30 protein-coding genes and 1 pseudogene are annotated in these 26,904 nt (G+C 55.7%); 20 read left to right on the forward strand and 11 right to left on the reverse strand.

Annotated features, from left to right (window positions below; genetic code table 11):
• From JCM12296_RS01085 to JCM12296_RS01105, 5 genes are all read right to left on the reverse strand, one after another.
• Positions 1 to 443: acyl-CoA dehydrogenase family protein (locus JCM12296_RS01085; RefSeq protein WP_246803887.1), on the reverse strand; the 443-nt coding region annotated here is incomplete at its 3' end.
• Between the two features lie 36 nt (positions 444 to 479).
• Positions 480 to 1,730 carry a CoA transferase gene (locus JCM12296_RS50005; protein WP_422698464.1) on the reverse strand — a complete coding sequence of 417 codons (1,251 nt, stop codon included), beginning with the start codon at positions 1,728 to 1,730 and terminating at the stop codon, positions 480 to 482.
• On the reverse strand, positions 1,720 to 2,961 hold the full coding sequence (locus tag JCM12296_RS01095; protein ID WP_054688960.1) for a CaiB/BaiF CoA transferase family protein: 1,242 nt from the start codon (positions 2,959 to 2,961) through the stop codon (positions 1,720 to 1,722). Before JCM12296_RS01095 ends, JCM12296_RS50005 begins: the two co-directional genes overlap by 11 nt.
• Before the next feature lie 62 nt (positions 2,962 to 3,023).
• Positions 3,024 to 3,770 carry an SDR family NAD(P)-dependent oxidoreductase gene (locus JCM12296_RS01100; RefSeq protein ID WP_054688962.1) on the reverse strand — a complete coding sequence of 249 codons (747 nt, stop codon included), beginning with the start codon at positions 3,768 to 3,770 and terminating at the stop codon, positions 3,024 to 3,026.
• Between the two features lie 40 nt (positions 3,771 to 3,810).
• Entirely contained in the window at positions 3,811 to 4,560 is a 750-nt protein-coding gene (locus tag JCM12296_RS01105; RefSeq protein ID WP_054688965.1) for an SDR family NAD(P)-dependent oxidoreductase, read from the reverse strand.
• A 740-nt stretch (positions 4,561 to 5,300) separates the two neighbouring features.
• On the opposite strand from JCM12296_RS01105, the gene JCM12296_RS01110 reads away from it, so the two are divergent.
• From JCM12296_RS01110 to JCM12296_RS01170, 14 genes and pseudogenes are all read left to right on the forward strand, one after another.
• Positions 5,301 to 5,477: a benzylsuccinate synthase gamma subunit family protein gene (locus tag JCM12296_RS01110; protein ID WP_054688967.1), complete on the forward strand. Its 177-nt coding sequence runs from the start codon at positions 5,301 to 5,303 to the stop codon at positions 5,475 to 5,477.
• Between the two features lie 36 nt (positions 5,478 to 5,513).
• Complete coding sequence (locus JCM12296_RS01115) at positions 5,514 to 7,940, forward strand: glycyl radical protein (RefSeq protein WP_054688969.1); 2,427 nt, start codon at positions 5,514 to 5,516, stop codon at positions 7,938 to 7,940.
• A gap of 146 nt (positions 7,941 to 8,086) precedes the next feature.
• Positions 8,087 to 8,236 (forward strand): hypothetical protein, encoded by a 150-nt coding sequence (locus JCM12296_RS01120; protein WP_246803888.1) that lies wholly within the window; start codon positions 8,087 to 8,089, stop codon positions 8,234 to 8,236.
• Positions 8,237 to 8,362: 126 nt separating this feature from the next.
• Positions 8,363 to 9,520 carry a glycyl-radical enzyme activating protein gene (locus JCM12296_RS01125; protein ID WP_083455685.1) on the forward strand — a complete coding sequence of 386 codons (1,158 nt, stop codon included), beginning with the start codon at positions 8,363 to 8,365 and terminating at the stop codon, positions 9,518 to 9,520.
• Positions 9,521 to 9,539: 19 nt separating this feature from the next.
• Positions 9,540 to 10,472, forward strand: a complete 933-nt coding sequence (locus JCM12296_RS01130) for an AAA family ATPase (protein WP_246803889.1) — start codon at positions 9,540 to 9,542, stop codon at positions 10,470 to 10,472.
• 17 nt (positions 10,473 to 10,489) lie between these two features.
• On the forward strand, positions 10,490 to 11,134 hold the full coding sequence (locus JCM12296_RS43140) for a hypothetical protein (RefSeq protein WP_246803890.1): 645 nt from the start codon (positions 10,490 to 10,492) through the stop codon (positions 11,132 to 11,134).
• A gap of 13 nt (positions 11,135 to 11,147) precedes the next feature.
• Entirely contained in the window at positions 11,148 to 12,194 is a 1,047-nt protein-coding gene (locus JCM12296_RS43145; protein WP_246803891.1) for a vWA domain-containing protein, read from the forward strand.
• A 1-nt stretch (position 12,195) separates the two neighbouring features.
• Positions 12,196 to 12,801, forward strand: a complete 606-nt coding sequence (locus tag JCM12296_RS01140) for a DUF4125 family protein (protein ID WP_054688973.1) — start codon at positions 12,196 to 12,198, stop codon at positions 12,799 to 12,801.
• A 78-nt stretch (positions 12,802 to 12,879) separates the two neighbouring features.
• Positions 12,880 to 13,497 (forward strand): hypothetical protein, encoded by a 618-nt coding sequence (locus JCM12296_RS43150; protein WP_246803892.1) that lies wholly within the window; start codon positions 12,880 to 12,882, stop codon positions 13,495 to 13,497.
• 13 nt (positions 13,498 to 13,510) lie between these two features.
• A complete protein-coding gene (locus JCM12296_RS01150) occupies positions 13,511 to 14,449 on the forward strand; it encodes a DUF4037 domain-containing protein (RefSeq protein WP_054688977.1) in 939 nt (312 codons plus the stop codon).
• Positions 14,446 to 15,393, forward strand: a complete 948-nt coding sequence (locus JCM12296_RS01155; protein ID WP_054688979.1) for an NAD-dependent epimerase/dehydratase family protein — start codon at positions 14,446 to 14,448, stop codon at positions 15,391 to 15,393. The genes JCM12296_RS01150 and JCM12296_RS01155 overlap by 4 nt, the downstream gene beginning before the upstream one ends.
• Entirely contained in the window at positions 15,390 to 15,686 is a 297-nt protein-coding gene (locus JCM12296_RS01160; RefSeq protein ID WP_054688981.1) for a MoaD/ThiS family protein, read from the forward strand. The genes JCM12296_RS01155 and JCM12296_RS01160 overlap by 4 nt, the downstream gene beginning before the upstream one ends.
• Before the next feature lie 172 nt (positions 15,687 to 15,858).
• The gene (locus JCM12296_RS01165; protein ID WP_054688983.1) at positions 15,859 to 16,383 is read left to right on the forward strand and encodes a hypothetical protein; all 525 of its coding nucleotides are present in this window, start codon (positions 15,859 to 15,861) and stop codon (positions 16,381 to 16,383) included.
• 16 nt (positions 16,384 to 16,399) lie between these two features.
• Positions 16,400 to 17,142: pseudogene (locus tag JCM12296_RS01170) on the forward strand (HesA/MoeB/ThiF family protein).
• Positions 17,143 to 17,174: 32 nt separating this feature from the next.
• On the opposite strand, the gene JCM12296_RS01175 reads toward JCM12296_RS01170, so the two are convergent.
• A complete protein-coding gene (locus JCM12296_RS01175) occupies positions 17,175 to 17,531 on the reverse strand; it encodes a hypothetical protein (RefSeq protein ID WP_054688987.1) in 357 nt (118 codons plus the stop codon).
• A 90-nt stretch (positions 17,532 to 17,621) separates the two neighbouring features.
• Here JCM12296_RS01175 and JCM12296_RS01180 point away from each other — a divergent pair, with 90 nt between their 5' ends.
• The 3 genes from JCM12296_RS01180 to JCM12296_RS46895 all read left to right on the forward strand — a co-directional run bounded on the left by JCM12296_RS01180 (position 17,622) and on the right by JCM12296_RS46895 (position 19,968).
• Complete coding sequence (locus JCM12296_RS01180; RefSeq protein WP_054688988.1) at positions 17,622 to 18,071, forward strand: Crp/Fnr family transcriptional regulator; 450 nt, start codon at positions 17,622 to 17,624, stop codon at positions 18,069 to 18,071.
• Between the two features lie 317 nt (positions 18,072 to 18,388).
• Positions 18,389 to 19,489 carry a class I adenylate-forming enzyme family protein gene (locus JCM12296_RS01185; RefSeq protein WP_281491892.1) on the forward strand — a complete coding sequence of 367 codons (1,101 nt, stop codon included), beginning with the start codon at positions 18,389 to 18,391 and terminating at the stop codon, positions 19,487 to 19,489.
• Between the two features lie 17 nt (positions 19,490 to 19,506).
• Positions 19,507 to 19,968, forward strand: a complete 462-nt coding sequence (locus JCM12296_RS46895) for a class I adenylate-forming enzyme family protein (RefSeq protein ID WP_340147730.1) — start codon at positions 19,507 to 19,509, stop codon at positions 19,966 to 19,968.
• Here JCM12296_RS46895 and JCM12296_RS01190 read toward each other — a convergent pair.
• From JCM12296_RS01190 to JCM12296_RS01210, 5 genes are all read right to left on the reverse strand, one after another.
• On the reverse strand, positions 19,965 to 20,513 hold the full coding sequence (locus JCM12296_RS01190; RefSeq protein WP_054688990.1) for a universal stress protein: 549 nt from the start codon (positions 20,511 to 20,513) through the stop codon (positions 19,965 to 19,967). The two genes, JCM12296_RS46895 and JCM12296_RS01190, sit on opposite strands and share 4 nt — an antisense overlap.
• 177 nt (positions 20,514 to 20,690) lie before the next feature.
• A complete protein-coding gene (locus tag JCM12296_RS01195; protein WP_172683713.1) occupies positions 20,691 to 21,635 on the reverse strand; it encodes a SphA family protein in 945 nt (314 codons plus the stop codon).
• A 63-nt stretch (positions 21,636 to 21,698) separates the two neighbouring features.
• Positions 21,699 to 21,944, reverse strand: a complete 246-nt coding sequence (locus tag JCM12296_RS01200; protein ID WP_172683714.1) for a hypothetical protein — start codon at positions 21,942 to 21,944, stop codon at positions 21,699 to 21,701.
• Positions 21,922 to 22,185 (reverse strand): hypothetical protein, encoded by a 264-nt coding sequence (locus tag JCM12296_RS01205; RefSeq protein ID WP_054688997.1) that lies wholly within the window; start codon positions 22,183 to 22,185, stop codon positions 21,922 to 21,924. Before JCM12296_RS01205 ends, JCM12296_RS01200 begins: the two co-directional genes overlap by 23 nt.
• Positions 22,186 to 22,196: 11 nt before the next feature.
• The gene (locus JCM12296_RS01210; protein WP_054688999.1) at positions 22,197 to 23,948 is read right to left on the reverse strand and encodes a sensor histidine kinase; all 1,752 of its coding nucleotides are present in this window, start codon (positions 23,946 to 23,948) and stop codon (positions 22,197 to 22,199) included.
• 45 nt (positions 23,949 to 23,993) lie between these two features.
• Here JCM12296_RS01210 and JCM12296_RS01215 point away from each other — a divergent pair, with 45 nt between their 5' ends.
• The 3 genes from JCM12296_RS01215 (at position 23,994) to JCM12296_RS01230 (ending at position 26,866) form a co-directional block, all read left to right on the forward strand.
• Positions 23,994 to 24,323, forward strand: a complete 330-nt coding sequence (locus JCM12296_RS01215; protein WP_157067279.1) for a hypothetical protein — start codon at positions 23,994 to 23,996, stop codon at positions 24,321 to 24,323.
• A gap of 390 nt (positions 24,324 to 24,713) precedes the next feature.
• Complete coding sequence (locus tag JCM12296_RS01225; RefSeq protein ID WP_054689006.1) at positions 24,714 to 25,910, forward strand: TetR/AcrR family transcriptional regulator; 1,197 nt, start codon at positions 24,714 to 24,716, stop codon at positions 25,908 to 25,910.
• Positions 25,907 to 26,866: a YcbK family protein gene (locus JCM12296_RS01230; protein WP_054689008.1), complete on the forward strand. Its 960-nt coding sequence runs from the start codon at positions 25,907 to 25,909 to the stop codon at positions 26,864 to 26,866. Before JCM12296_RS01225 ends, JCM12296_RS01230 begins: the two co-directional genes overlap by 4 nt.
• The last annotated feature ends 38 nt before the right edge of the window (positions 26,867 to 26,904 follow it).

Genomic DNA, 26,904 nt, shown 5'->3' on the forward strand with positions numbered 1-26,904 from the left:
ATCCGAGCCGGCGCCCGGTTCGGTGGCCGCCATGGCCGAGTCGAGCTGGTCCTCCACATAGGGCTGGAAGTATTTTTCGCGCTGGATGCCCTTACAGCAGCTGTGCAGGTAATACAGGTTGGGGGCGTCGGGCGGCAGCATGAAGCGTGGGGCGAAAAACCGATGAACGAGCGGCTGAGCTCCTCCATGACCAGGGTCTTGGCCAGCATGCCCAGCCCCTGGCCGCCGAACTCCTCACCCACCTCGATGCCCCAAAAGCCCAGCTCCTTGGTGATCTTCTTCAGCCGCGCGGTCTGCTCCTTGGGAAGCTGCGGCCCGGGCACGGTCCACAGGCTCATGTCGCGTTCGAGAAATTCGCGCTCCAGGGGCAGCATCTCACGCTTGACGAACTCGCGCATCGACTCCTTGAGCATCATGTATTCTTCGGAAATGGCAAAATCCATGGAATCTTCCTTTTCTCAAAAAAGGGTCGTTGGGGGTTACAAGGACATGGATAGACGGATCAGACCAAAAGCTCCTTTTCGATCATCTGATCCACCTCGGCATCGGCGTAGTCCAGCATGCCGGTGAGCACCTCGCGGGTGTGCTCGCCGAGAATCGGGGCTGCCGTGTGCATCTCGATGGGCGTCTTGGAAAGCATCAGCGGTGCCCGGTTGTACAGGGTCGAGCCCACCACCTTGTGGTCCAGGTAGGCCCAGAAACCGCGCTGACGCAGATGCTTGTCCTCCACGGCCCCCCGGGCGTCGTTGACCACGCCGGCCTTGACCCCCTGGCGGCATAAACGGTTCATCAGATCGTCGGCATGCTGGCCAGCGGTCCAGGCTCGATGTTTTGGTTGAGTTCGGTCTCGTTTTGCTTACGGGCCTCGAAGCTGGCGAACTTCTCGTCCTCGGCCCAGGCCGGATGGCCCATGGCGGCCTTGAAGGCCTGCCATTCGGTCTCGGCAAAGACGGCGATGGCGATCCATTTGCGGTAGCCCAGGGTGGTGTAAACCCCGTGGGGCGCGGCGTTGGGGTCGCCGTAGCCAGGGGTTCGAAGCGGGTTCCGTCGGCGGCAAAGGCCATGGCGTCAGTGGGCTTCATGGCGATGGCCGAATCGAGCTGGGAGACGGCCACGGTCTGGCCCTTGCCGGTCTTCTCGCGCTGGAGCAAGGCGGCCATGATGCCGAAGAGGGTGTGCGAGGGCACCATGACGTGGTCTGTGTAGTTGGTGCCGGTGCCGAAGGGCCGGCCGCCGGGCATGCCCGCCCGGGCGGTGAGTCCGCACAGGGCGTTGAGGTTGACCCCGTAGCCCATGTAGGATTTGTGCGGGCCGGAAACCCCCTGCAGGCTCATGGTCACATAGATAATGCGCGGGTTGATCTCGCGTACGTCCTCCCAGCCCAGGTTCCACTTCTCCATCTGGCCCACGCGGAAGTTGTTGATGATGATGTCGCTCTTTTTGATCAATCGCACGGCGACATCCCGGCCGTCGGGATGGCTCATGTTCAGGGCGATGCATTTCTTGTTGGGGTTGCGGTTGGCGAAATACCCGCTACGCTCCAGTCCCTCGCCGATGCCGTCCTTGAAGGGGCCGCCCTTGCGCAGGATGTCCGGGCGCTTCTTGCTCTCGATCTTGATGATTTCTGCGCCGAACTGGCCGAGGACGTTTGTGGCGATGGGGCCGGCGCCGACCCAGGAGAAGTCACACACCACGATGCCGTCCAGTGCTCTTTTCAGATTAGCCAACATGGATGATGCCCTCCTTTGCCAACGCTGAAATCTCGGATTCGGCGTAGTCGAGGCCGCGCAGGATCTCGGCCGTATGCTGACCCAGGGTGGGTGCCGGATCCCCCAAGCGCCATTCCAGGGCGCCAAATTCGTAGGGTGCGCCGGGATAGGTCACCTCGCCCCCCAGATTTTCATGGTAAATGGTTTTCCAGAAATCCCGGTAACGCAACTGGGGGTTGGCCAAGAGATCGCCGCCGTCGCTCACCGGGGTGAGGGCCACGCGATGGGCCTGGCCCTTTTCATACAGGGTCAGCTTGTCCTGCTGCAGGGTGAAGCGCTCGAATATACGGCAGAAGCGTTCGTAGCCCGCCTTGGACTTGCGGTAGGCCGGTTCGATCCAGCAATCCTCCTGGAAGGCCTCCCACTCCTCGATGTTCTCCTCCTGCATCCATTGGGCAAAGGGATCCCACATGACCTTGTTGCTGCCCATGATGGCGACAATGGCGATAAAGCCGTCCTTGCAGGGATGCACGGTGGCCGAGCCAGCCTCGGTGCCACGGCCGCGACGATTCTTGCCCTCCAGGTCCCAGTACTGGGCGGCGTTCTCCAGGGCCATGCCCACCGATTCCATGCAGGCCACATCGATGAACTGGCCGATCCCGGTACGCTGGGCGAAGAGCAGGGCCGTGGAGGAACCCACGGCGGCATAGGCCTCGGCCATGCGAAAAGCCTGATCATCGCAGGCCCGCACCGGCTTGTCGTTGTCGATGCCGGCCAAAAAGAGAAAACCGCCCATGGCGCTGCAGGTCAGGTCGCAGCCGGGAAAGTCCTTGTAAGGCCCCACACTGCCGAAGGGGGTGATGGCGGTTTGAATCAGCCGCGGATTGACCGCGCTGAGCCGATCGTAAGAAAGGCCCAGGCCGTCCAGATAGCCGGGGGCGAAGCTGTCGAAGAGCAGATCGGCATCGGCGCACAGCTGGAGGAAAATTTCCTTGCCGGCATCCCGGGTGATATCCAGGGCCATGCCCCGCTTGCCGGCGTTGTAGTAGAGAAATTGGAGGCTGCTGTCCGGACCCGGCTGGTTTTTATAGAATGGCCCACGCCGCCGCAAGGGATCTCCGGCCGGGGATTCCAGATGAATCACATCCGCCCCCAGACCGGCATACAGCTTGGCCGCATAGGGCCCCAATTCCCCGGTGAAGTCGAGTACCTTCAATCCTTGAAGAGAATTCTCTTGATGTTGGTCTTCCATTTGTTTTCTCCCTGTCCTAATCATTCTCTAATAGAACGGATCCAAGGGTAAAGTGCGCTGGATCAACCCGAAAACAGACTGCGGCCGCCGCACACATAGATCACCTGGCCGTTGATGAATCCGCTTTCGTCATCGGCCAGGAACATGATCGTATGGGCGATGTCGTCGGTTTCGCCGAGCCGGCCCGTGGGTTGTTTGGAGAGGAGAAATTTCTGATTTTTTTCAGGCAGCTCATCCCACATGGGCGTGTAGATCAGGCCTGGGGCGATGCAGTTGGCGGTGACGCCCTTGGTGCCCAACTCGAGGGCCAGAACACGGGTCAGGCCCACCACGCCGGCCTTGGCCGAGGAGTAGGGGGCCTGTCCGGGGCCGCCCAACCAGGCCCGGGAAGCGATGTTGATGATTCGGCCATGGGTGTTGGGCACCATGTGGTTGTGGGCCGCCTGGCTGCACAAAAAGGCGCCCTTGAGGTTGATGTTCACGGTGATGTCCCAGTCCGCCTCGCTGAGCTTGCGCAGGGCGCCGGCACGCTCCATGCCGGCGTTGTTGACCAGGATGTCGAGGCTGCCGAAGTTGTCCACCACGGCCTGGACCATGGCATCCACCGAGGCCTTGTTGGCGATGTCGGCCACCTGGCCCATGACCGTGAGACCGGCCGCGGCGAATTCTGCCACGGTTTCCTCCACTTTTTCAGGGACGATATCGTTGATCACCACCTTGGCCCCGTTTTCGGCCATGCGACGGGCGGTCTGCTTGCCGATGCCGCTGGCCGATCCGGTGATCAGGGCGACGCGGTTTTTGATTCCCATTGTTTCCTCCTATGCGCGATGACGCAGTTGCGTTCTGCCATTAAATGGACATTGAGAAATAGGCGCTTTTGCCGCCGCAGACGAAGAAGGTCTGGCCGGTGATGTATTTGGATGTGTCCGAGGCAAAGAAGCCCACGGTGCGCGCCACATCCTCGGGCGTGCCGAGTCTTTTGACCGGTATGCCCTTGGCCTGTTTTTCAATGGCTTCAGGAGACATGTCGGCGCTGGCAATGTCGCCCTTGGCCACGCAGTTGACCGTGACGTCGTCCCTGGCCGACTCCAGCGCCAGGGCGCGGGTGAGACCGAAGATCGCCGACTTGACGGCCGCATAGTTCGATTTTCCCGGCAGGCCCATGTATTCGAGGTTGCCGATGGTGATGATCCGTCCGTATTGGTTGGCACGCATGTGCGGCACCAGTTCCCGGCAGAAATAGAAAACCGCGTTCAAATTGGCGCCCAGTCCAGCCTGCCATAGGGCATCGCTGACCTCCTGGATGGGGGTGCCGTTTTGGGTATCCACGTTGTTGACCAGGATATCCACCTTGCCGAGGTCGGCGATCGTCTTGGCCACAAAAGCCTTGACTTGCGCCGGATCGGCGGCATCCACGGTCATTCCCAGGGCCTTGCCGTCGGCGGCCTGGATCTCTTCCAACAGGGCATCTACCTTTGCCGGGTCCGAATCGCTGACGATGACCGTGGCCCCCTTTTGGGCCAGGCGCGTGCTGATGGCCGCGCCCACCGCATCGCAGGCGCCGGAGACGATGGCTACTCTGTCTTTTACGACCTCCATGGTTTTTCATCCTCCTTAGCGTCGTTGTTATTTTTTTCGATTGAACATTAATCTTGTTAGATTAAGCTTTTGATAAAGGCAAAGGATCTATAAATAATAAAAAATATAAATAGTTGTGTTCTTTGTGGTAGGCGCTTGACAATATAATGGTTTAACCAAAACTTCATTTGTGTGTCATCTTGAGGCATATTCAAGCATGATATGCGATTCTGTGTCAATATATAATTTATCTAAAAAAAATGAATACGTTACCAAATTGAATATAACTATCTAAATAAAAATATTAAATCACGATTATGGAGTGATCCTGGGATGGCGGCTCAGCGACCGTCAAAATCAAAGCAGGGGGAGTATGTGTGTCCAGAATGGAACTCAAAATTAAATATGACGCACTATTAATCAGCTTGCTTTTTGTTTTGTGCAAATGCTTGTTTCTATCAAAAATATGATAACACCCTTTAATACATATGGAATTTAATTTTTATTTTATGATTATAAAAAAACTCTTGACAACATGGCGTTGTTAAGTTTGAATGGCCCTCAGTGATGGTGAACAAAATTCATATAATAAAAAAATCTCACATTTTCTTTGGCTGGTTGATAAACAAACACACCTCTAATATAGGCCAGCAGTCCGTTACACCCGCTTTCCAAGGGTAGCCACTGAATGACGAGGATCGTTAGCGTCAACGAAGAATAACCGATCGAAGCAACGCAACAACGCATCAAGGAGGCCTGACATGACGATTTGTGGAGAATGCGCTCAGTTTTTCAAGATTCCCGAAACGGATCTGGATTATGAGCCCGGCAAAGGGGATTGTGTTCGGGAACGGCAGGATCAAAAGGGGCGGTTCTGGCTTTCAAAGCCTGTGTTCGAATCCGATCCCGGCTGTGACGAGATGCAGCCGAAACATTGATGGCATATCCAAGCAATGCAACATGGAGGGGCGAAAATGGCAACGACCGAAAGAACCAAGCGTTTGAAAGCCCGCTGCCGCTACAAACATGTGGCCGGCGGAGAGTATGTTGACCCGGCGGTACGGGCCGGTGTGGAACGTGCCCGCTATGTCACCGAAGCGCACAAGCAATGCGTGGGTGAGCCGGTATGTATGCAGCGCGCCAAGGGTCTTGAGAATATCCTCAAGAAAATGACGGTTCATATCCAGGACGATGAACTCATTGTTGGGGCCAATACCGAACATCCGGATTATTTTCCGATGTATCCGGAGCTTTCCTACTTTGCCACCATCGACATGGTGGAAAGTCCGTATTGCCACCACAAGGAAGAGATGCGCGAAATCGCCGAATACTGGCGTCCCTACACCATCCAGCGCAAGGGTGAGGCCTACTTCACCCAGGAAGAGCTGGATATCATGTATTCGGCCACCACGGTACAGCCGCCCATGTTCGTGACGGCCTTTTCCAGCATCATGCCCAACTACGAGTCGGTTCTCGAGGACGGCCTGGAAAAACGCCTGGAAATGGTCGAGGCCAAAATCGCCGAGGCCGACGCCGAGATGCGTCAGTCCCCCTGGATCGCCAAGGACAAGCTGGCCTTCCTGGACAAAATCGATCAGTGGAAAGCCATGGCCGTGGCCCTGAAGGCGGTCATGGCCTGGGCCCAGCGATATTCGCGCCTGGCCAAGATCATTGCCGAGAACTATGAAACCGATGACACGCGCAGGGATGAGCTCCTGGATATTTCGGATATCTGTCGCCATGTGCCGGCCAAGGCTCCCCGGGGCCTGCGCGATGCCATGCAGTCCAAATGGTTCACCTATCTTCTGTGTCACTCCATCGAGCGTTACAGCAGTGGCTATGGTCAGAAGGAGGATAAGATCCTGTGGCCTTTCTACAAGGCCAGCGTAATCGACAAAACCGTCCAACCCATGACCCGCGAGGAGGCCGTGGAACTTTTCGAGTGCGAACGCCTCAAGGTCTCCGAGCACGGCAGCACCAAGGGTCGCCAGCTGCGTGAATTCTTCGCCGGCGCCAACGACCTGTTCATCCTCACCCTGGGCGGCATCAACGCCGACGGCAGCGACGGTTCCAACGACTGCACGGATGCGATCCTGGATGCGACCGAGAGCATCGTCACCACCGAACCGTCCATCGCCTTCCGCTGGAACAAAAGCGGCCGTGTCGAAACCAAGCGTCGCGTCTTCAATTGTATTAAAACAGGATTGGGCTTTCCGTCCATCAAAAATGATGAGAAGAACACCGAGCAGCTGGTCAAGTACTTCAACGTTCCCGAGGAAAAGGCGCGTGAGTGGGCCCTGGTGCTGTGCATGTCACCGGGCGTGACCGGTCGGCGGGGGACCCAGAAGACCCGCAGCGAGGGGGGCTCCGACCTGTATCCGGCCAAGCTGCTCGAAATTGCCCTCAACGACGGTTTCGACGGTTTCTTCACCGACATGCAACTGGGACCAAACACCGGTGACGCCAAGAAATTCAAAAAAATGGAGGATGTCTGGGACGCGTTGAAAATGCAGTCCCGATTCGCCATCGATCTGACCATCCGTTCCAAGGACGTCGGCCGGGTCCTGGAGGGTAAATATCTGTGCTGCCCGTTCATCTCCAGCATCGATGACGGTTGTGTGGAAAAGGGCATGGATGCCAACGAACTGGCCGAGATTCCCAACCCCTGGCACAACCTGATTGGCGGCAACATCGTCGTGGTCGATTCGCTGGCGGCCATCCAGAAGCTGATCTTCGAAGACAAGAAGTACACCATGGAAGAGCTGCTCACCGCCCTGGCCAACAACTGGGAAGGCCACGAAGAGATGCGCCTGGATTTCTGGAATGCGCCCAAGTTCGGCAATGACGATCCCTATGTGGACGAGATCGCCCAGCGCTATTACGACATGATGGCCGACGAGTTCAAACGCGTGCGTACCTATTCGGGTACCTATCCGCTGCCCTTGGGCCAGTCGGTTGCCGGCTATATCGTCAACGGGCCCAAGACCGGGGCGACCCCCAACGGCCGGCATGCCGGCGAGGCACTCGACGACGGCGGTATTTCTCCCTACATGGGCTGCGACAGAAAGGGCCCCACGGCGGTGCTCAAATCGGTGGCCAAGATCGATACGACCAAATACAAGGGCATGCTGCTCAATCAGCGCATGGCCCCGGAGATGATGAGCAGCGACGCCGGTTTCGATCTCTGGCTCTCCTACATGGACGCCTGGCATTCGATGAACATCGACCATGTCCAGTTCAATGTGATCTCCTCCGACGATATGCGCCAGGCCCAGAAAGAGCCGGAGAAATTTCCCGATACGATTGTGCGTGTGGCCGGCTACAGTGCGAAATTCATCGATCTGGCGCGCTACTCGCAGGATACGATCATTGCCCGTACGGAACATGACTTAAGAAATTGATTTCGATTTTTGGTTGCATTCTATAAAATGGATTGAATTAGACCCAGCCCGTGGATGCCTTCCCGATGACGGGTGCATCCACGGGCCCGTCGACCCGGTAGCCACGCATTTTTTATCATCCCATTACCAACGGAGGGCTCCCAAACATGGCCACCTGCAAAGACTGTAAGCACATCACCCCGTCACCGACCGGCGATCCTTCCAAAGGGGTTTGCATTCAGCAGCGCTCCGAACTCCCCAAAACCCAAAAGACCACCATGGCCATCAAGGGCAAGATGGTCAAAAAAGTCGGATGAGGCCTGCGATAAATTCGAGGGTGGCGAGTCCTGGAAGAATATCAAGGACCTGTTGTGAATTGAGGGATGTCGCGCCCCCGCGTCGATAAACACCGCCTGACGGTAAAGACAAAAAGAGGCCCGCGCATGAAAGCAGAATCAGACAAAAAAGATGAATTTCTGATTACCAACATTCAGCGGTTTTCGGTCAACGACGGCCCGGGCATCCGCACGACCATTTTTCTCAAGGGATGCCCCCTGGCGTGCGCCTGGTGTCACAACCCCGAATCCATCAGCCCCCTCCAGGAGTTCTTTTTTGACGAGGAGAAATGCGTTCGTTGCGGTGCTTGCGCCGATGCCTGCCCGGCGGATGCCATCAAACCGCCGCTCAAACGAAAATTCGTCAAGGATTTCGAGGTGCGCCCGATCATTTCCTCCACCGGTTCGATCCTGGACAAGATCCAGGACGGCACCTTCGGTTCCGAGGAAATCACGCGCTCGAGTGCATCCATGGCCAGTGAGGAGGAGATGGCCGATGAAATCGCCGCGCCGCAGTTCGATCGCGACAAATGCATTCACTGCATGCAATGTGTCGACGCCTGCCGCTATGGTGCGCTGACCGCCGCCTGCCGCACCACCACCGTGGACGAGGTCTATGGGGAAGTGCTCGAGGACCGTAAATTCTATGAATCCTCGGGCGGCGGCATGACCATCTCCGGCGGTGAACCGCTCATGCAGCCGGACGTCACGCGGAGCCTGCTCAAACGGGCCTGGCAGGATCAGATCCACACGGCCCTCGATACCACCGGCCTGGCCAAGTGGGAAACCATCGCGTCCATTTTGCCCTATGTCAATCTGGTGCTCTTCGATATCAAGAGCCTGGACGACCGCAAACACCGCAAATGGACCGGCGTCTCCAACCGGCTGATCCTGGAAAATATCCGCAAGATCGCCCGCGCGGGTACAAAAATCAGGCTGCGCTGCGTGATTGTTCACGATGTCAACTACTGGGATCCGGAACATGCCCGCGGCATCGTCGAATTCGCCAAGACGCTGGGGAATGCGGTGGTGGGCATCGATATCATGCCCTACCACAATTTCGCGGACAAGAAATACGAAAAGCTGGGCAGGAAACATTTCTTCAAGGGATTCCCCAACATTTTCAGGGAAGATGTCGAGGATTATCGCGAGCTGATTCAAAAAAACGGCCCCTGGAATCCCACAGTCGGTGGTTTGATCGGGTCGAACCGGCAGGGCGATACCTTTCATGAGACCAACCTGTTGAATAAGGTTTCCAGCGCCTGAGGATAAGGACCCCTTCCCCATGGCGACCGACGATGTAAGTCCCGCATCGATGAACTGCTGCCGACTCAAGCAAAGGGTGCTTCCAGTGAATGCTTATGAAAACCACAACACCTTGTGTATTCCGGATCACGATCCCTATTATTATACGGACAATGAAACGCTCAACATGCTCAGGATCATTCACACGATCTCCCAGAAACATCCGGTCAATGTGTTGATTGCCGGCCGTCAGGGATGCGGCAAGTCCTCCATTGTCAAGCAATACGCCGCCGTTCACCACAAACCCCTGGCCACGTTTCAGGTGGGGATTCTCTCCGAGCCGGGCCAGCTCTTTGGCGAATACACACTTGAAGATGGTGAAACCCGCTACAAGCAGTTTCTCTTTCCGCAAGCCATCCAGACGCCGGGGTGCGTGATCCACCTGGAGGAGATCAACCGTCCCGAACACCCCAAGGCGCTGAATATGCTCTTCTCGATTCTCTCCGATGACCGGGAGGTGTGGATGGATGAATTGGGGACCCTCAAGGTCGCCGAGGGGGTCACCTTTTTTGCCACCTTGAATGAGGGCGACGAATACATCGGCACGGAACTGCTTGATCCGGCCCTGCGCGACCGGTTTTACGTGCTTTTGATGGACTACCTGCCCAAGGCGGTCGAGCGGGAGGTCCTGATCAAGAAAACCGGCGTTTCGCCGGACCAGGCCGATACGATCATCGACGCCATCAGTTCGCTGCGGGGCAATTCGGACATGGCCATCGAGATTTCCACCCGCACCACGCTGATGATCGGTGAGGTGCTGGCCGCCGGCGGCACCCTTCGGGATGCCATTGTGAGCAGTCTGCAAACCGGCAAGGACACGCTTGAGTCGATTCTGTTGTCTCTCCAGATCGAAAAGGGTCTCATGGAGAAAAAAGATCTGGACTACATTCGTTTCACGCCCGAAACGGTTTGACCAGGAAGCGGGGCTCCATGGATATCGTCAAAATCGGCGACGAAACGGTAATCAACCGTTTTCATCTTTCCGGCGAGGCGGGATACTCAGAGTACTGGCGCCGGAACAAGTCGACCGTGGCGACCTTTGAACTGGCCCGCCTTTTGGGCGGCATGCGCAAGGTCGCCGCCTATGTGGGCCGCAACAGCGGCACGATCATCTGGTCGGGGATGGAGGCCGGCGGCGCCATTGCCATCGACCCGGTCACGATCATGGGGCAGTATCCGGTGCCGGCGGTCAAGGTCGATCGGATCCTTGGCGAGACCATCCGCAAGGCTTACCGCAAGACCGAGTGGTCCGACCGCTTCCACGAGATGGCCCAGGCCAAGGTCAAATTGCCGTCCCGCTTTGGCTACAAGTTTCAGCTGTTCTTCGACATGTGTGAAAATGTCTACCTGGACTGCCTTTCCAACCGGTCCCCGCTGGGGTACTACACGGAAGCCCACCGACGGTACAAGCTCGATGCGGCTTTCGACGTGGCCTCGCACCCGCCGACGATTTCCGAGTTGATGCACATCTGGTGGGAAATCGCCGCCGACCGTAGCGGCACGAAATACAAGGAGCTATCGGGACACTTCTTCCCGGGCCATTTCCAAGCGGCTGAGCCTCGAAAAATTCTATAAAACCCCCATCGAGATGCTGAACACCCTGGTCGAACCGCTCAAGGACGCCTGCCCGCGTATCCAGGGGGTGACCGAACGGGGCAATTTTCGGGTCAACCTTTACCTTTTGCTCTGGCCGGCGCTTTTCGAGATCATTAAATACTGGGCCACCGATTCCAAGGACCCCTTTCTCCTGCTGCGCCATGTGGGCAAAAACGTGCTGGGTCCCGAGGGACATGAGGATCGTCCGCCACCACCGATCTTCTTCTCCAAGGAGATCCAGAACATCCTGCCGAAACGCACCATCGATTTTACCGACCGCGTCAAGGAACTCGTGCTGGAAAAGAAGGACGATGTGGTCCATGTGGAAGGCAACGATATCGTCATGCCGGCACCCGTGCGCATCAACAAGAAACTGCTGCACCATCTCAAGCTGGTGATCAAAACCACGGCCCAGCGAAAAACCCTGGTCAATCGGGGCCTTAAAACCGGCAAGATCGATCGCCGCAGGCTTTATCGGGCCTCCACCACCGGTACCATTTTCCAGACGGGCAAGGATGAATTCGAGTTGGTCAACGATATCATCCTGCTCATCGATGCCACCGGATCCATGGCCGCGCAGAACAAATGGGAATTCGCCGAGGAGGTCTATCAAACCCTTTTCTCGGCGCTGATCACCTATAACAAAAACGCCCGCCTGTTTGCCTACAATGAGTTCAAGGATGTCTGCCGGCTGACGGAACTTTACCAGCGCGAGAAGTTCTTCAGCATCTTTCCTCATGGGAAAACGGCCTCCGGCGAGGCGATTATGGCCACGACCCTGCGGTTCAAGACGACGCACAAGAAGCCGTTCATCATCCATCTCACCGATGGAGCATCGAACTGGGGGTGTGGGGTGGAGAACGCGATTCGCACTTGTCAGCGCAAACGCATCAATCTTCTGACCCTTGGCATGTGGTGTGGCAAGAAAAGCAAAGAGCAGCTGGTCGAGGAATACGGCAAGCTGGTTCAATTTGTCGATCATCTCGATCGGCTGCCCGATCTTTTCCGAGCTCTTTTAAGCAAGAGCCGATGGAGTTAATATGCAAAAAGCATCCATTGACATCGAAAAAGGAGAACGTGAACGCTTCCTTAAAGAGATCCTGGACCGGGAGTGGGAGATGTTCAAAGCCGTCAAAAGCGCCAGCCCCGCCTCCTGCCAGGAATCTCCGGAAACCTTCCGGCAGGTCCGCGGCAGTATTTTTCAGCTATGGCCGCGCAAGCTCTTGGCTGCCTATCTGATCGAGTTGACCGCCGCCAAGCGGCGGGGCCGGAATCTGCTCACCGAAAAGTACGCCCGCATGGACAATTTGATTCCGCCGATCAACACCAATCCGGTGATCGATAAAATCGTCGCCATCGAAGAGGCCTGGCAGCAGGCGATTCGTCAGCAATACCCGGCCTTGTATGCCCGCGTCTGCCGGCACAACGATCAAACCGGGGATGGCAACGAATTCTCGATCTATTTGCGATGTGAGCTCGAGACGTACGGGGATACCGCCCTGAATATCTACTATGAGTGGGTCGAGCTCGCCCGACGCTCGGAAATGAATTACTCCCTGACCATGCTGAACCATCTGGTGCTGAAAAGCGGTTTTCAGGGTCTTGAGGAAGCCGAGGCCTTTTGGAAACAGAAGCTGGCCCAATAGCCCCCATTAGCCCCCCGATCCATGGGCCATTCGCGTCAAAGGCATCGCGGCTGACAGTTGTCCGTTGCCGGGATGGCCATGGATGATTGGCGTTTGGGGCTGAAAGGAAAACCAGGAACCATCATGCTGGAAAAGGCCTGGATCCGGGAAAACATCCGGCAGGGACGGTATCAGATTTCGGAGCATGTGATCCGTTTTCTCATGGCGGGGTTGTTGACGGTGCCGGAGATCGAGGCCGCCGCCACGGACGGAAGGGTTGTCGACATGTCTCCGCCGGGTCGACGGGCTGCCAGCCTGCTGCTCAAGGCCGCGGTTGGCGGCAAGACCATTTTGGTGCGGGTATCCCGGGGGGCGGCCGACGGGATGATCATCTCCCTGGCCTATCTGGCTGCCGCACCGCCATGGGATGCCCTGCGCGGCACTTTCCCCAACGAGAACGATACCATGCAAACGGTATTTCAGCGGTGTTTTTTGCGGTGGCGAGGTGAAAGCCATCACGATCGGCAATTTCGATTACCGGTTGGAAGGGCGGCTTTACGTGATCAAGGATACGCCCGCCGGTTTGTGTCTGCAATGCGGAGAGAAATATGTGACCGCCGAGACGGCCAGGACCATCAATCGTCTTATCGCAACCGGCCGGTTCACCCATACCGAGGAAGTTCATGTACTGGCCTTTACGCCGACGCCTTAATTTGAATCGACGGTCTCCATGAAAGGCTTGACCCTATCCGAGGCCTACTACCAAACATTTGGCCGACCGATGTTGGCGGACGGGTTTGCCGCCTGTCAGGACCGCGTCGCCGTCGGGCTGGTGGGGCTGGGTTCGGAGTGCTTCGGTTTCGATGATCGGTTGTCCCAGGACCATGATTGGGGGCCGGGGTTCTGTTTGTGGCTCGAAAAGAACGATTACGAGCGCTTCGGGACCTCCCTGCAAACCGCCTACGATCGCCTGCCCGAGCGCTTCATGGGTTTCCGGCGCAAGAAGAGCGACTGGGGCGCAAGGCGCGTCGGCGTCATGCAGATCAATGCCTTTTACGCATCGTTTATCGGCTCGTCCAAGGCTCCGGAAACCTTGGACAACTGGCTGGCCATCCCCGAGGCGAATCTGGCGGCCTGCACCAACGGTAAGGTGTTTCAAGATCCCTTGGGTGCGTTCACGACCATCCGTCAGGGGCTTTTGGACTATTATCCGGAAGATATCCGTCTGAAAAAGATTGCCGCCAAATGCATGTCCGCCGCCCAGTCCGGCCAATACAACTATGGCCGCTGCATCCGGCGTAAATCCTTTTACGCGGCGCAGCATGCCCTGGTGACATTTTGTGAAGACGTGCTCGCACTGGTCTTTTTGCTGCATCGGCAGTATATGCCGTTTTACAAATGGGCGGGGGCGGCGGCCAAACACTTGCCGGCGCCGGGACCGGCCATCGCCCAGGCGGTGGACACACTGAGCCGGACCGTCAAGCCGTCGACCTGCCAGGAAACCATGGAGGAAATGGTGCAATGCCTTATCGCCGCCTTGAAGGCGCAGGAACTCACCGACATCGACAGTCCGTTTTTACTCGATCACGGACCTCGCGTTCATGCGCGGATTCAGCACCCGGGCCTCAAAGCGCTTGACCTGTGGTGGGGAGGGGTGGACAGCCGATGAAATCGCTACTGGTGATCGGCGGCAGTTATTTTGCCGGAAGGGTCTTTGTCGAGTGTCTTTCCGCCTTGGCGCGATACCGCGTTTATCTTTTCAACCGGGGGCACCTGCGGGTCGATATCCAAGGGGTGAGTCAGATTACCGGTGATCGCGAACGGCCGCAGGACATCGCCGAACGCATTCCCCAGCGCCACTGGGACGTGGTGGTCGATTTTTGCGCCTACACGCCGGAGCATATCCAGTCTTTGCTCAGCCGGCTTTCCGGGTCGGTGGGCCATTATCTTTTCATCAGCACCACCTCCATTTATGCCCCGGCAACATTACTGCCGATACCGGAAACGGCCCCCAAGGTGCAGGCCCCGCAGCCCGAACTGGGTGATTATGCAGACTATGGTTACCAGAAATGGCTGGCCGAATGCCATCTCGAGGCGATATGCCGGGAAAAGGCGATTCCATACACGATTTTACGCCCGGCGATCATCTACGGCCGCTACAATTACGCCCCCCGCGAGTCGTTTTTCTTCGATCATCTCTTAAGTGGCACGCCCCTGGTCGTGCCTGAGAATCGACAGTTTTACTACAGCTTTATCTGGGTGGAGGATCTTGCCGAAATGCTCATTGCCTGCCTGGAAAATCCGCTGGTCATGAACCAGGCTTTCAACGTGGCCAGTGAGGAACGCATATCCTACGCGCAGATCGCCGACACCATCGAGGAGGTGACCGGGCGACGCTTTGAACGCCGACCCATGGGGACCGCCGAAATCATCCGGCAGGGTGTCCCCATGCCCTTTCCGCCGGACGCGCATCTTCTGTACGATGGTCGCAAGCTGTGCCAGGCGCTGGGCTTTGTGCCCACGCCGTTTATCCTCGGCATGGCCAAGACCTGGCAGGATTACCAAGAGGTGATTCGGCGACGCATGCAAATGCAGAAGGAGAAGAGTCCATGACGCAGAATCAAGACATTGTGGTGAGATTGGCGACCGTGCTCGCCCGCCATACCGGCAATCAAAAAGAGCTGGCCTGCCCGGTGAGGGGCGGGGATGACCTGATGACCCTTTTGGAAGATCTCGACGGCCACTATGCCGGCCTCAAGACAATGATTTGCGCGAGTCGTGAGGAGATTATCGACAGCATCAATGTCTATGTCAACGGTGACAACGTCCGCTACCTGCAGGGGCTCAAGACGCCGCTCAAGGGTGGCGATGTGATCAACATCATTCCCGCCGCGGCCGCGGGGTAAGGCGATTTCTGTCAAAGAATATCCCATCTTGCTTATCTTTTTTCCCGTCTTCTGCGTTGGTGCCAAGCCGAATACGTAAAGTATGCAACCTTGACGCCGCCTTGAAGACGAAAAAAAATCCCGCGCAATATATGGGACATTCTTTTCCGCCAATCGCCTAAGAGGAGGAAAGATGATCGTCGACCGTGAGGAATCCCACTTTATTTTTGTCGTTCCCAAAGCGCATGTGCATCATGGTTACAACTATATTCGCCATGCCGGAAAACCATTGACCAACAAAGAATACCTTCAGTATTGGGGGAAATGGGTCTTTTTCGGGGATTCGGAAAAACTATCCGATGTTGCCCGGCGCATGGACCCCTTTGTCGAGGAGAAGGCCATCCCCGCGGCCAAATACGATCGCGAGATCATTGACGCGTTTCAGCTGGGCGAATGCGTCATGTGCGTCTACTGCGACTTCAGGCAACGTGAGGATGTCTGGGATATCCTGTCCACCATCGGGGTCACGGATAAAATGTGGGTGTTTGAAAAGGAGACCATGGAGCGTTGGATGCCCGGGGGGCACTTGCTGGAGAAATGGATCGAAGGGCGACAACTCAGCCCGGGGGAGGCGGAGAAGGTGCGTGCGGATGCCAAAAGAACCTTCGAGAAGATGTTTGCCGATGAAGATGCCGAGTTCAAGGGCGTGATGCAATAGGTCCAGCGGGAGAGACATGACCTCGACCATCGAAGAAAAACGCTTTTTACGGCAGATCGCGTTGCCAGAAGTGGGCCGGGAAGGGCAAGCGCGGCTTAACGGTGCCAAGGTGTTCATCGTGGGTGCCGGCGGTTTGGCCTCGTCCGCGGCCTATTATCTGGCGGCTGCCGGGATCGGCACGCTCGCTATTGCCGACGATGACTGTGTCGAGGAAAGCAATCTAAATCGTCAGATTCTGCACGACGCCTCACGGATCGGCATGGGCAAGGCCGCTTCGGCGCGGATGACGCTTCAGGCCCTTCATCCGGCACTTGCCATTGATCTTTATCCGCGCCTGGCCACAGCGCAGGCCATGGCCACGGCCTTCAGGGGATATGATCTGGTGGTCGACTGCACGGACAATTATGCGGCCCGCTACCATATCAACGCCGCCTGCCTGGAAGGTGGAACCCCATGGATCCATGGGGCGGTATTCGGTTTCGAAGGGCAGACCATGACCATCATTCCCGGCAAGGCCCCTGTTATCGCTGCCTTTATGCTGCCCATCCCGGTGACGGGGACGCGGTTGTGCCGGTCATGGGGGTCTCTCCCGGCATTGTCGGGATCATCCAGGCCGCCGAGGCGATCAAGGTGATCCTCGGCATTGGGAGCCCCCTTGTCGGGCGGATGCTTTACGTGGATCTTTTGGCGATGCGCTTTGAGGCATTCAGTGTCCCCAAAGATCCGAATTGTCCGGACTGTGGGTCTGTTGGACCGTAGGGGCCGCCAGCCCGCTGATCGCTTCGGGACGGCTATTTGACGACTCTCAGGCAGGCCCGCCGTTCAAGCAGGGCGGTGGCTTTCTTCCGTTTCAAGACGGCCCGCAGGGCGGCCCGGCAGATGACCTCCGGGCGGTCTTCGGTCTGCCAGTAGGCGGCTTCAAGATGGTAGTCCCGTTGAACCATTTTGGCGATGACCCGTTTGGCGTCGTGCAGATTTTGCGAATAGGCGCGTAGCGGATAGTAGATGTTCGCGCCATCCGGGGCGGTATGCATTTCCATGAGGCCGAAAATATCGTCCTCGATCACCGTGTTTTCCATGATCTCGACGGCTACCAGTCGGTCGAGATCATGGCCGGCATTGATGTTATCTACCTGATTTCTATCCATAAGAATCTCAAATAGAGTAGATGTAGCACGATTGGCCGATGGATGCAACCACCGTCATATTCCCAGAAAATGGACCTCAGGAGGCTTGGCATGGTGCCCACAAAGACTTTGAGAGACCTCTCCTTTTTTGAAGAATTGTCCGATTCGATGATTGAGCGCCTGGCCGCGGCCGCGGAATTGAAAAGTTACCCTGCCGGTTCGTTTCTCAATCAACGCAAAAGGGAGGCCCATACCTTCTATATCCTTCTGGAGGGTGAGATCAGTTTGGAAGTGGAAAGTGTCACCGGTCAGACCGTACACCTGGAGACGATCGTGCCCGGCAGTGCGATGGGGTTCTCATCGCTGATTGAAATGCCATCGAAAAGCTATCTCAGCGATGCCAGGGCGATTACGCCGGTGAAGATCCTGCGCTTTCGGTCCGATGCCCTGATCCAGCTATTTTATCAGGATTTCGAACTGGGCTACCTGATGATGAAAAAGATCGCCTGGATTGCCAAAATGCGTCTGGTTTACCGGACCTACCCGGTCGAGAAACCCTGACCCCCTCAGGGCAATCGCATGTAGAATTAACCGTATGACAATTCAACAATGGGGATGGCTGTCTGGTGGAAGAAAAATGCCAAATGCCAACATCCAAATGTCAAATGAAGGATAAAATCGTTTTAAATAGATAGAATGCCACCATTTGACATTTTTAATTGGTCATTTGACATTCAGCGCCTCCGGAGCTCAAGAGTAAAAATCGATAGAAACACTATCTGCGATTGCCCTGTGACCCCCTGCCGTTGACTTGACATTCAAACCGGTTCCAATCACTGCGAGAAGTGTACTATATGAAGTGGAGTGTGGGGAAAATATTGAGCAAACGGGCCGTGTTGACACCGGACCGAATTGCCCTGTGGTTCGAAGACAGGCCCGTGACTTACGCGGAATTGAATCGGCAAACCAACCAGGTCGCCGCCCTGCTTTATGCCAAGGGACTGCGCAAAGGCGACCGGATGGCCGTGGATCTTCTGAATTGTCCCGAATTTCTGGCCTGCTACATGGCAGCCGCCAAGCTGGGGTTGATTTTCGTGCCGCTCAATTTCAGGCTGGTGTCGCGCGAACTCACCTATCAGTTGAACCGCTGCGGATGCCGGCTGCTGGTTTTCCACGATGCATTTGCCGCCCGGATCGACCCCATCCGCAGCGACGTCACCGTTGAGGAAGATAAGTATATCTGTGTCTCCACGACTACGGATGCATCGGCCGAAGCATCGGCGTGTCCGGCTTGGGCTCTGGATTACCACACTGCCATTGCGTCCCAGACCACGACCGAGCCGCCCATGGAAGTGCCCGTCGACCTGGACGACCCCCTGCTGATCCTTTACACCTCGGGGGTCACCGGGGATCCGAAAGGCGCGGTGGTCACCCATGGGCAAACCTACTTCAAATGCCTTCAGATCATCAACTATACGGATATGCGCCAGGATGATGTTTTCCAATCCCAGGCGCCGCTTTGCCACTCCGCCGGACTCTGCGCGGTGAGCACACCGGCGCTGTGCCGAGGGGCGTCGCTGTTGATGCGCTACCATTTCGATGCCGCCACCTTTGTCAGGGATATCGAGAAATACCAAGCAACCATCGTGTTCGGCCTGACGACGATGTTTCGCTTCATTCTCGATACCGGCCTGCTCGGCACCCTGGATATCCGCAGCGTGCGGATGTTCTTCGGCGGCGGGGAGCGGACTTCCGAGCAACTGCTCGACAACTTGGCCGACAAGGGCGTCGAGCTTCTCGTCGGTTTCGGGCAGACGGAAAATTCCGCCATGGTGCTTACGCCGCAGTGGGCCTTCCAAAAAAACCGGGCTCCATGGGATTGCCCAATTTCTTCACCGATCTGTGGATCGAGGACGGGGACGGAAAACGGCTGGGACCCGGCAAAATCGGCGAGATCGTCGCCATGGGGCCCAATGTGATGAAGGAATATTGGGACATGCCGACGCAAACCTCCCGGACCATCGTCGATGGCGGGCTGCATACGGGCGATTTGGGCTATATGGACAAGGACGGATTCGTCTATCTGGTCGACCGCGCCAAGGACATGTACCGCAGCGGCGCGGAGAACGTCTACCCGGCGGAAGTGGAGGCGGTTTTGAGCGACCACCCGGATATCGCGGCGGTGGCCATTATCGGTGTGCCGGATGAGCGATGGGGCGAGACGGGCAAGGCCTTTGTCCAGTGTCGGGCGGGAACGACGGTCACCCTGACCGACGTGCACGCGTTTCTTTCCGGAAGGGTGGCAAGGTATAAATTTCCCAGCCTGCTCGAAATCATTGACGAAATGCCCGTCACGGTATGGGGAAAACTTAAGAAATCCGAACTAAAGAAGATGCATGTGAATCGCCAGACTGATGCGTTATCCATAAGTTGCGCTTTACGAATCCGTCAGCACTAAATCCGGATGGGGGGCACAATGGTAACCGGCACCCTGGCCAATCTCAGCAGCTGAAACATCATTTTCGATATGTTGGCCTCATCCGATGTTTTGGCATGGGCACTGAGGACGATCATGTCGATTTCCTTTTCCTGGACGACGGAGAGGATCTCCTCGACAACATCATCTCCATTTCTGACAATCACCTCGTCATCGGGCAGTGGCTCGCCGGTTGGGGTGGCTTTGGCGTCACCGGAAAACCGTGACAATGCCGTTCTGAACTTGGCCAGCGCGTTCCGGATGATGTCGATCTCCTTGCGTTTGCCGATCAATACCGAGCGTGCTTCACTGGCGTAATCCGTCATGATCGTATCAAAGCCGCCTTTTCCCAAGAGGCGGTCGATGCGTCTTTCCAATGACGACGCAATGGGGCTGGCCGTGATCACGTGAAAGAGGACGATTTGTCCGTTGCAGGCGTTGGCGATATCAAATGCATGCGTGTAGGCATTGCGGCAGTCTTCCGATAGATCCGTGGCCAGGAGAATTTTTTTCGTTTCGTTGAGCATGAGATTTCCTTGAATTCGACTTTTTCAAACCGCCTTTTGAAAAATACACCGCTCCACGCCAAGGCGGATTCAACCCGACGTGAAGCGGTGCCGATTTTATTACGTCAATCTTCTTATGTCAATCTTCCGACTTCCGGGACGCTCTTAGAGGCTGCTTCAGACTTTTCAATCCGCCGCTTAGAATGCATACATGAATTTGATCCAGTACTTCTGTCCTTCCGGCCGGTTTCTGACCGCTGTGTCGAACTGCGCCTTGGCGTTGAAGAACATGTTTTTGTAATTGTACTGGATGGCCGGCCCGATGGAGATGCACTGCCCTTTGTTAGCGTCGACCGTGTCGCCGTCCTGGTCGTCGTCGGTGATCTGCTTGTAGATGAGGCCGTTGACGCCGAAATTCCAGTTGCCCACGTGCTGCCCGATCAGATAGTCGATGACGAGTTCATTGCCCGAAGTATACTCGGTGTCCGAATTCTCGAAGTTGATCAGGTATTGGATCTTTGCCGAGACCTCGAATCCGCTGTCGCTGATATAGGTGGGCGCCAGGATGGGCGCCATGGTCCAGTAGTTCCGGCTGATGCTGGAGGGATCCTTCTCGTCATAGGAGCCGACGGGCGCCCAGACATCGACGGCGCCGATCAGGTGCATGTTTTTACTGAAATGCCACCCCAGGACCAGCGGCGAGAATTCAATATCCCCAATACCCGATGAGGACTCGTCGAAATTGGCCACGCCGATTTCCAGGTCCTGCTTGATGAACGGAACGATGACATGCCAGGCCAAATCGGCGCCCAGCAATTTTATCTCAGTGACATGAATAAAGCGAAGTACGCTCGCGTAGACATTCAGGTCGAAATCGATGGGCTGTTCATCACCATCGTCATCCATCAATTTATCGGCGGTATAGTACACGTTGTAGAGGATCGGATAATTCCCCGGCGGTGGCAGGGCGCCGGCCATGAAATCCTCGTTGCCGCCGACATAGGCGGATCCGCCATTTTCGGTGGCATGGGCCATCGGACAGATGAGAAGAATGGCCGCACAGCATACCATCCCGCCGACTACCAGAAATTTGTGGATCCGCTTCATTGCCAAATTGCCTTTTCTTTTCGCTACACGCTTCACCTCTTCCTCCTCCTTGTTGTTAAATGTCAAATCCATATCAATCCATAACTATTTCTGATGGCTTCACCGGTTACGCATCAGATAAATCATGATGTATTTCAGCGAACAATGAACTTCCGCGATGGCCAGGGGAACCTTTTCGAGGAAGAAGGTCGCGCCGGCTGCATAGGATTGTTCCATCAACTGCTGGTTGGGTTTGAGGGTGTATTGAATGACCGGCAGGTCTTTGTATCTTTTTCGTAACTGCTTTAGCGTATCCAGGCTGATATCCACGGCTCTGCGGACATCACCCCACTTTTTTCCTGGCATGTTCATGCCAATAAAGATCCAGAAGGACAATGTCCGGCCGTTCCTTTTCGATCAATTGCTGCCAGTTTTCGATATCGCCGCTTTTCACGATTTCGAAATCCGCTCCGATGTCCCGGGTGCGCGAGAATTCCCGCTCCAATGACGCCGACCAGGTATCGTCGAAGACCAACTGCTCCTGATCGAGCGTTTGCCGGAAAAGGTCGCTGAAAATGTCGTCCAGAAACAAAACTTTGATCTTCATGTCGAGCCTCCTTAGCGCTGCGTGGTTGTTTGGGGAAAGGTCAGATAGATACGAAACGGATTCCGATAACGCCTGAAATTTCCCCCCAGGTCTTTCATGATCGATTTGATCTGGGGCGTGCCGCGTCCGCTGACGGTTTTGTATGGGCGGCCATTGTCCTTGAACAGGATGGTCAGCCCCCCCTTCTTATGGGTGAGTGTGATCGTGACCTTCCCAAGGGGGATGGCCTCCTGGGCCTGCAATTCGTTGATGGCCCGCATGCTGTTGGCAAACAGGTTGTCGAAGATTGTTTCCAAATGCTCATAATTGGCGTGAACGACGGCGTTTTCAAGAAAGCGTCCTTTTGCCACGAGGTCAATGTCAATGTTGGCATGTTGGGAGCGTTTTTGATTGACATAGGCCTTCAGCCATTTCTTGAGATGAATATCCCGATTGCGACATTTCAGGATTTTACCCTTTTCATGCACATCCGCCAACAGATCCTCGAGGCCATTCAGGGCGCGGTAAACGGCCGGTTCGTTCAACAACTTGGGGTTGATGCTCAAGAGTGCCGATTTGAGACCGGCGAGGCAATAGAAACCGGGATTGTGAATCTTCATACTGATTTCGGAAAGATGTTCGGCCACGCGTTCATTCAACAGGAACGATTTCAACAGGGAGTTGTAAAGGGAGAGAAAGGGACTCATATGCAGGAATTTGCAAAAGTCCCTTCTTGACGAGGCCAGATGGATGGCACCCAGATCCTGTTCCAGCATGTGCAGCGGATAGACGACATAGGATCGGATGCTGTCGATGACGTTCAGCAGAAATTGTTTCTCTTTCTTCTTGATGGCGACGTTGCTCTCGATTCGCCGGCGGAAACGCTGGATCCGCGGGCAATCATTGTCGCCCTCGATCGGGTAGGATATTTCCGACTGATCGCACAGGATACTGTCGCTGGAGGGGATGAATTCCGGAAAGTAGACTTCCATTAATTCTTCGCCGTGCCAGGCCACAATCCGAAGCGCATGGCTTTCGTATCCGGAGCCTCGACGAAAGAAAGCGAATCCCAGATCTGCCGCGGAAAGGGTTTGGTACACCGATACGGCATCGGTGTAGTCGACCTTGGCGCTCGATGCGATGAATCGAGACATGAGGTTCAGTTTGTTGTAAACCGTGTTGAGGGCGATTCTGTTTTTTGTGTCGAGGATATGATTGATGATCAGGCTGCCGTATTGAAAGATAAAGGCATCCACGGGCGCTTGGTCGGCAGGGGTAAACGCCGATTTGCGCCGGTAGCGGCCCAGCTCGATCATGCAGAAGATTTCATTGCCCCGCTTGATCGGCAGAAACATCGTGCTGGCCACCGGCCGTTTGATTTCCTGCACATAGCGGGTATCCATATAGGAAAGAATCGCCAAAAAAGGATTGGGTCCATTTTCGCGGTCGTCGGCCCAAATATCCTCAACGATGAGGGTCTCGCCGGTGGAAACCACATGGCCGGCAAATCCCGTTCCGGGGTTGAACAAATGCAGGTTCATGCCCGTTTTCAGCCAGGGCTTGCCGTCTTTGACGATGCAGACTTTCTCGACCCGGCCGCCGACGGGCAACAGGCTGATTTGGCCGGTATCCGCATCCACGCCCTGCATCAGCAGGTTCAGCAGCTCATAGGCAAATCGGTCGACAGACTGCTCATCGCCGGTAAGGGAGAGTTCCGGGAGCTTTCGGAAAAACCGTTCGGCATGGCTTGTCCAGGTGTCGGTCGTGTTAGCGTCAGGTTTCATAAATTAAAATTATGAGATAGAGGGATAACATATTACAGTCAAAAAATGAGTGATATTCAGTTAATGCATTTTTCGATTGCACTTGTCAAGAATTTTCTTCGCAATGCCAAGGGGGAGTCTCTCTTCGGCACTGGTGGTGACGCAATCACCGATCTGTTGAAGGCTTCTGCAGGGCCGGCGGAAGCTTCCAGATATTCGCACCGAGGTCATGAACGCTTTAAAGATAGGCGTTCCCAGGCCATTGGACCGTCTCTTCGAGCGGATGCGGCATCGGTGATGGGGCCGGGCAATAGCGATCCTGCCATCAACCGCGACGGTGAACGGATGCCGACGGAGTCGCCCAAGGGATTATGGGCCCCCGCATCCATGGAATAAGAGAAGTAACAGATTTTCACTCAGTATAAACCGTGTTCATGATGGCCTTTCTGCTTTTGGCCGCCTGCTTTTTCGGCCGCGATGATGGGGTGGGGCTGGGGCGGCGAATAACCCGATCCAAGAAGCAACCTTTGGATTTTTATGCGCTATTCAGGGTACCTCAAAATCATCGGGTTCAGCAATGGTTTGGATCGGAGACGCCCAAAAACCATTGGATCCATAATGGTGGGCAACCTGTTGAAAATTATGAAATTTGATGGTATGCTGATCAAGAATTCCATGGATCAGTCGTCGTGCACGATGTTGAATGTTCCTCATTGTTTCAAGGCAAATTTACCTTGGGCAATGATTCGATGCGAGGACGTGCGCTTTGTGTCTAAGGAGACCGCATTGGCCGAAAATAACAAACAAGAGAAAATCCTTCAAGCCGCCAGCGAGATCATTGCCGAGAAGGGCTTGCGCGAATCCACGATAACCGAAATCGCCAGCCGCGCCGGTGTGGTTGATTCGATCATTTATCACTATTTCAAAAATAAGGAAGACCTTCTGTTCTGCGCCTTGGATGCCCACTTGAAAGCATCCATTCAGGCCATCCAGTTCCAGTTCCAGGGAATTATCGGCGCCGCCGCCAAGATGGGGAAGATGATCTGGTACCATTTGCATTCCAACGACAACAATCAGGGAAATGAACGCATCGTCAAACAATTGTTGTTGGAGTGCCGGGCAAACAAGAACTTCTACCAGCATGAAAGCTACAATTCGCTGAAAGAATATGCCTCGGTACTCACCGGACTGCTTAAGGAGGGGGTTGCCGAAGGTGCGTTCCGCAGCGACTTGGATATCGCCGTTACGCGCGACATGGTCTTTGGCCTATTGGATGAGGAATCCCTATCCTGTCTGGCCGCACGGGAACTGACGGCGACCCTGCCGGATTTTGAGGACATCATGTCATTGGTCCTGGCAATGATTAAAAAGGAGCCGGACAACAGCGCTTCCGCTCGCAAAGACGATAAGGCCAAGGCTGTGTTGAGTGCCGCGACGACCATTTTCTCAAAGAAAGGCTTCAACGGCGCAACGATGCTGGAGATCGGCAATGAAGCCAATGTGGCCGAGGGGACCATTTACGAGTATTTCATCAACAAGCAGGATCTTTTGCTTTCCATCGCCAAGGAACGCTTCGAACAGTTTAAAGAGGACCTCGACCAGACTTTTAAAATGGACGATCCGCTGACCAAATTAAAACGCCTCATCTGGAATCATTTTTTAATTTTTTTCACCAATCACGAGTTCTTGACCCTTTTTCTACAAGATATCAAACTGAACAAACATTTCTATCGTACCGATTCGTATCTTTATTTTATCAACTACTACAGTAAACTGTCTGAAGTCCTGGGCGAGGGCAAGCGTACCGGTGTGTTTCGCCAGCGGGTGAACAATCGGGTTTTTCGTAATCTTTTCATCGGCTCGTTTACCCATTTGCTGCTTCGCTGGTTGTTTATCTCCACCCCGGTACCCCTGACCTTCATGAAAGAGTTCACCCACGCCACGGATATGCTCTGTCGGGCCGTGGTCGCGAAAGCCGAATGATGAAATCCGCTTCCCTTTTATCTTCTCTGGCGATGTTGGTCGTTCTGGTTATGGGGGCACCGGACGCTTTGTCTGCCGCCGATCTCGATTCCGTTCGCTTTTTCCACAGTGGGAACGGCGTCATCAACCTGATTAGTGAGAAAAACGGCAAAACCTTCAGCGGCCGCTACCGCGATGCCGGCGGGCACTATCGTGACGACGCCCTTGGGGCCATCGCAGCGGTTTTCGACGCCCCATACGATCCCGCGCGCCCGCTGCTGTCGCTACGGCTGATCGAATTTCTTGATTTTCTGGAGGACCGGTTGAAGCCGGAAGCGCGGCTGAGAATTATGTCCGGTTACCGCGCACCGACCTACAACGCCAACCTGCGCAAACGGGGTGCCCTGGCGGCCAAGGCCAGCCTGCATCAGTATGGCATGGCGGCCGATATCGTCATGACGGGCGTTTCTTCCAAAACGGTTTGGGAAACCGTGCGTGAGCTGGGGTTTGGTGGGGCCGGATACTATCACGGCCGTATGGTACATGTGGATGTGGGGCCGGCGCGTTTCTGGGATGAGAAGACGTCCGGGGTGGGAACGGGCGCATCCGACGACAACAAACTGATCGGCGTGGTGACGGATTACGATGTCTACGCCCCGGGTGATCGGGTCAATTTAAGCTTTATCCGCATGACGGCATTTCCCATTGGCGTGTATCGGGATTTCCGCTTGCTCGCGGCGCGCCAGCCTGACAACCCTGGGGCCGGGATAGAAATTTCCCTCGATGGTGAAGAAACCCCGCATGGCACGCGTTGCGACCGGTTTGGCAATATCGATCAGATGCGCGCCCTGGCGGTATTCCTGCCCACGGACCTTCCGGCGGGGCGCTACCGCATCGAGGCCCGCTTTTGTGACAATCCATGGGAAAAGATGCCGGCGGCGGCGATGACGCCGGAATTCGAGGTTCGCCGCCCCTGAGTATTAAAAAATGCGGAATTTTTTATCGCAGGCAAGGC

It is taken from the genome of Desulfosarcina cetonica JCM 12296 (assembly GCF_001311845.1).
GTDB lineage: Bacteria > Desulfobacterota > Desulfobacteria > Desulfobacterales > Desulfosarcinaceae > Desulfosarcina > Desulfosarcina cetonica.

Bases quoted from the DNA above. Each gene is read 5' to 3' on its own strand.
- JCM12296_RS50005 (WP_422698464.1), bottom strand. From the start codon at position 1,730: ATGTTGGCTAATCTGAAAAGAGCACTGGACGGCATCGTGGTGTGTGAC.
- JCM12296_RS01095 (WP_054688960.1), bottom strand. From the start codon at position 2,961: ATGGAAGACCAACATCAAGAGAATTCTCTTCAAGGATTGAAGGTACTC.
- JCM12296_RS01100 (WP_054688962.1), bottom strand. From the start codon at position 3,770: ATGGGAATCAAAAACCGCGTCGCCCTGATCACCGGATCGGCCAGCGGC.
- JCM12296_RS01105 (WP_054688965.1), bottom strand. From the start codon at position 4,560: ATGGAGGTCGTAAAAGACAGAGTAGCCATCGTCTCCGGCGCCTGCGAT.
- JCM12296_RS01110 (WP_054688967.1), top strand. From the start codon at position 5,301: ATGACGATTTGTGGAGAATGCGCTCAGTTTTTCAAGATTCCCGAAACG.
- JCM12296_RS01115 (WP_054688969.1), top strand. From the start codon at position 5,514: ATGGCAACGACCGAAAGAACCAAGCGTTTGAAAGCCCGCTGCCGCTAC.
- JCM12296_RS01120 (WP_246803888.1), top strand. From the start codon at position 8,087: ATGGCCACCTGCAAAGACTGTAAGCACATCACCCCGTCACCGACCGGC.
- JCM12296_RS01125 (WP_083455685.1), top strand. From the start codon at position 8,363: ATGAAAGCAGAATCAGACAAAAAAGATGAATTTCTGATTACCAACATT.
- JCM12296_RS01130 (WP_246803889.1), top strand. From the start codon at position 9,540: ATGGCGACCGACGATGTAAGTCCCGCATCGATGAACTGCTGCCGACTC.
- JCM12296_RS43140 (WP_246803890.1), top strand. From the start codon at position 10,490: ATGGATATCGTCAAAATCGGCGACGAAACGGTAATCAACCGTTTTCAT.
- JCM12296_RS43145 (WP_246803891.1), top strand. From the start codon at position 11,148: ATGCTGAACACCCTGGTCGAACCGCTCAAGGACGCCTGCCCGCGTATC.
- JCM12296_RS01140 (WP_054688973.1), top strand. From the start codon at position 12,196: ATGCAAAAAGCATCCATTGACATCGAAAAAGGAGAACGTGAACGCTTC.
- JCM12296_RS43150 (WP_246803892.1), top strand. From the start codon at position 12,880: ATGGATGATTGGCGTTTGGGGCTGAAAGGAAAACCAGGAACCATCATG.
- JCM12296_RS01150 (WP_054688977.1), top strand. From the start codon at position 13,511: ATGAAAGGCTTGACCCTATCCGAGGCCTACTACCAAACATTTGGCCGA.
- JCM12296_RS01155 (WP_054688979.1), top strand. From the start codon at position 14,446: ATGAAATCGCTACTGGTGATCGGCGGCAGTTATTTTGCCGGAAGGGTC.
- JCM12296_RS01160 (WP_054688981.1), top strand. From the start codon at position 15,390: ATGACGCAGAATCAAGACATTGTGGTGAGATTGGCGACCGTGCTCGCC.
- JCM12296_RS01165 (WP_054688983.1), top strand. From the start codon at position 15,859: ATGATCGTCGACCGTGAGGAATCCCACTTTATTTTTGTCGTTCCCAAA.
- JCM12296_RS01175 (WP_054688987.1), bottom strand. From the start codon at position 17,531: ATGGATAGAAATCAGGTAGATAACATCAATGCCGGCCATGATCTCGAC.
- JCM12296_RS01180 (WP_054688988.1), top strand. From the start codon at position 17,622: ATGGTGCCCACAAAGACTTTGAGAGACCTCTCCTTTTTTGAAGAATTG.
- JCM12296_RS46895 (WP_340147730.1), top strand. From the start codon at position 19,507: ATGCCGACGCAAACCTCCCGGACCATCGTCGATGGCGGGCTGCATACG.
- JCM12296_RS01190 (WP_054688990.1), bottom strand. From the start codon at position 20,513: ATGCTCAACGAAACGAAAAAAATTCTCCTGGCCACGGATCTATCGGAA.
- JCM12296_RS01200 (WP_172683714.1), bottom strand. From the start codon at position 21,944: ATGCCAGGAAAAAAGTGGGGTGATGTCCGCAGAGCCGTGGATATCAGC.
- JCM12296_RS01205 (WP_054688997.1), bottom strand. From the start codon at position 22,185: ATGAAGATCAAAGTTTTGTTTCTGGACGACATTTTCAGCGACCTTTTC.
- JCM12296_RS01210 (WP_054688999.1), bottom strand. From the start codon at position 23,948: ATGAAACCTGACGCTAACACGACCGACACCTGGACAAGCCATGCCGAA.
- JCM12296_RS01215 (WP_157067279.1), top strand. From the start codon at position 23,994: ATGAGTGATATTCAGTTAATGCATTTTTCGATTGCACTTGTCAAGAAT.
- JCM12296_RS01230 (WP_054689008.1), top strand. From the start codon at position 25,907: ATGATGAAATCCGCTTCCCTTTTATCTTCTCTGGCGATGTTGGTCGTT.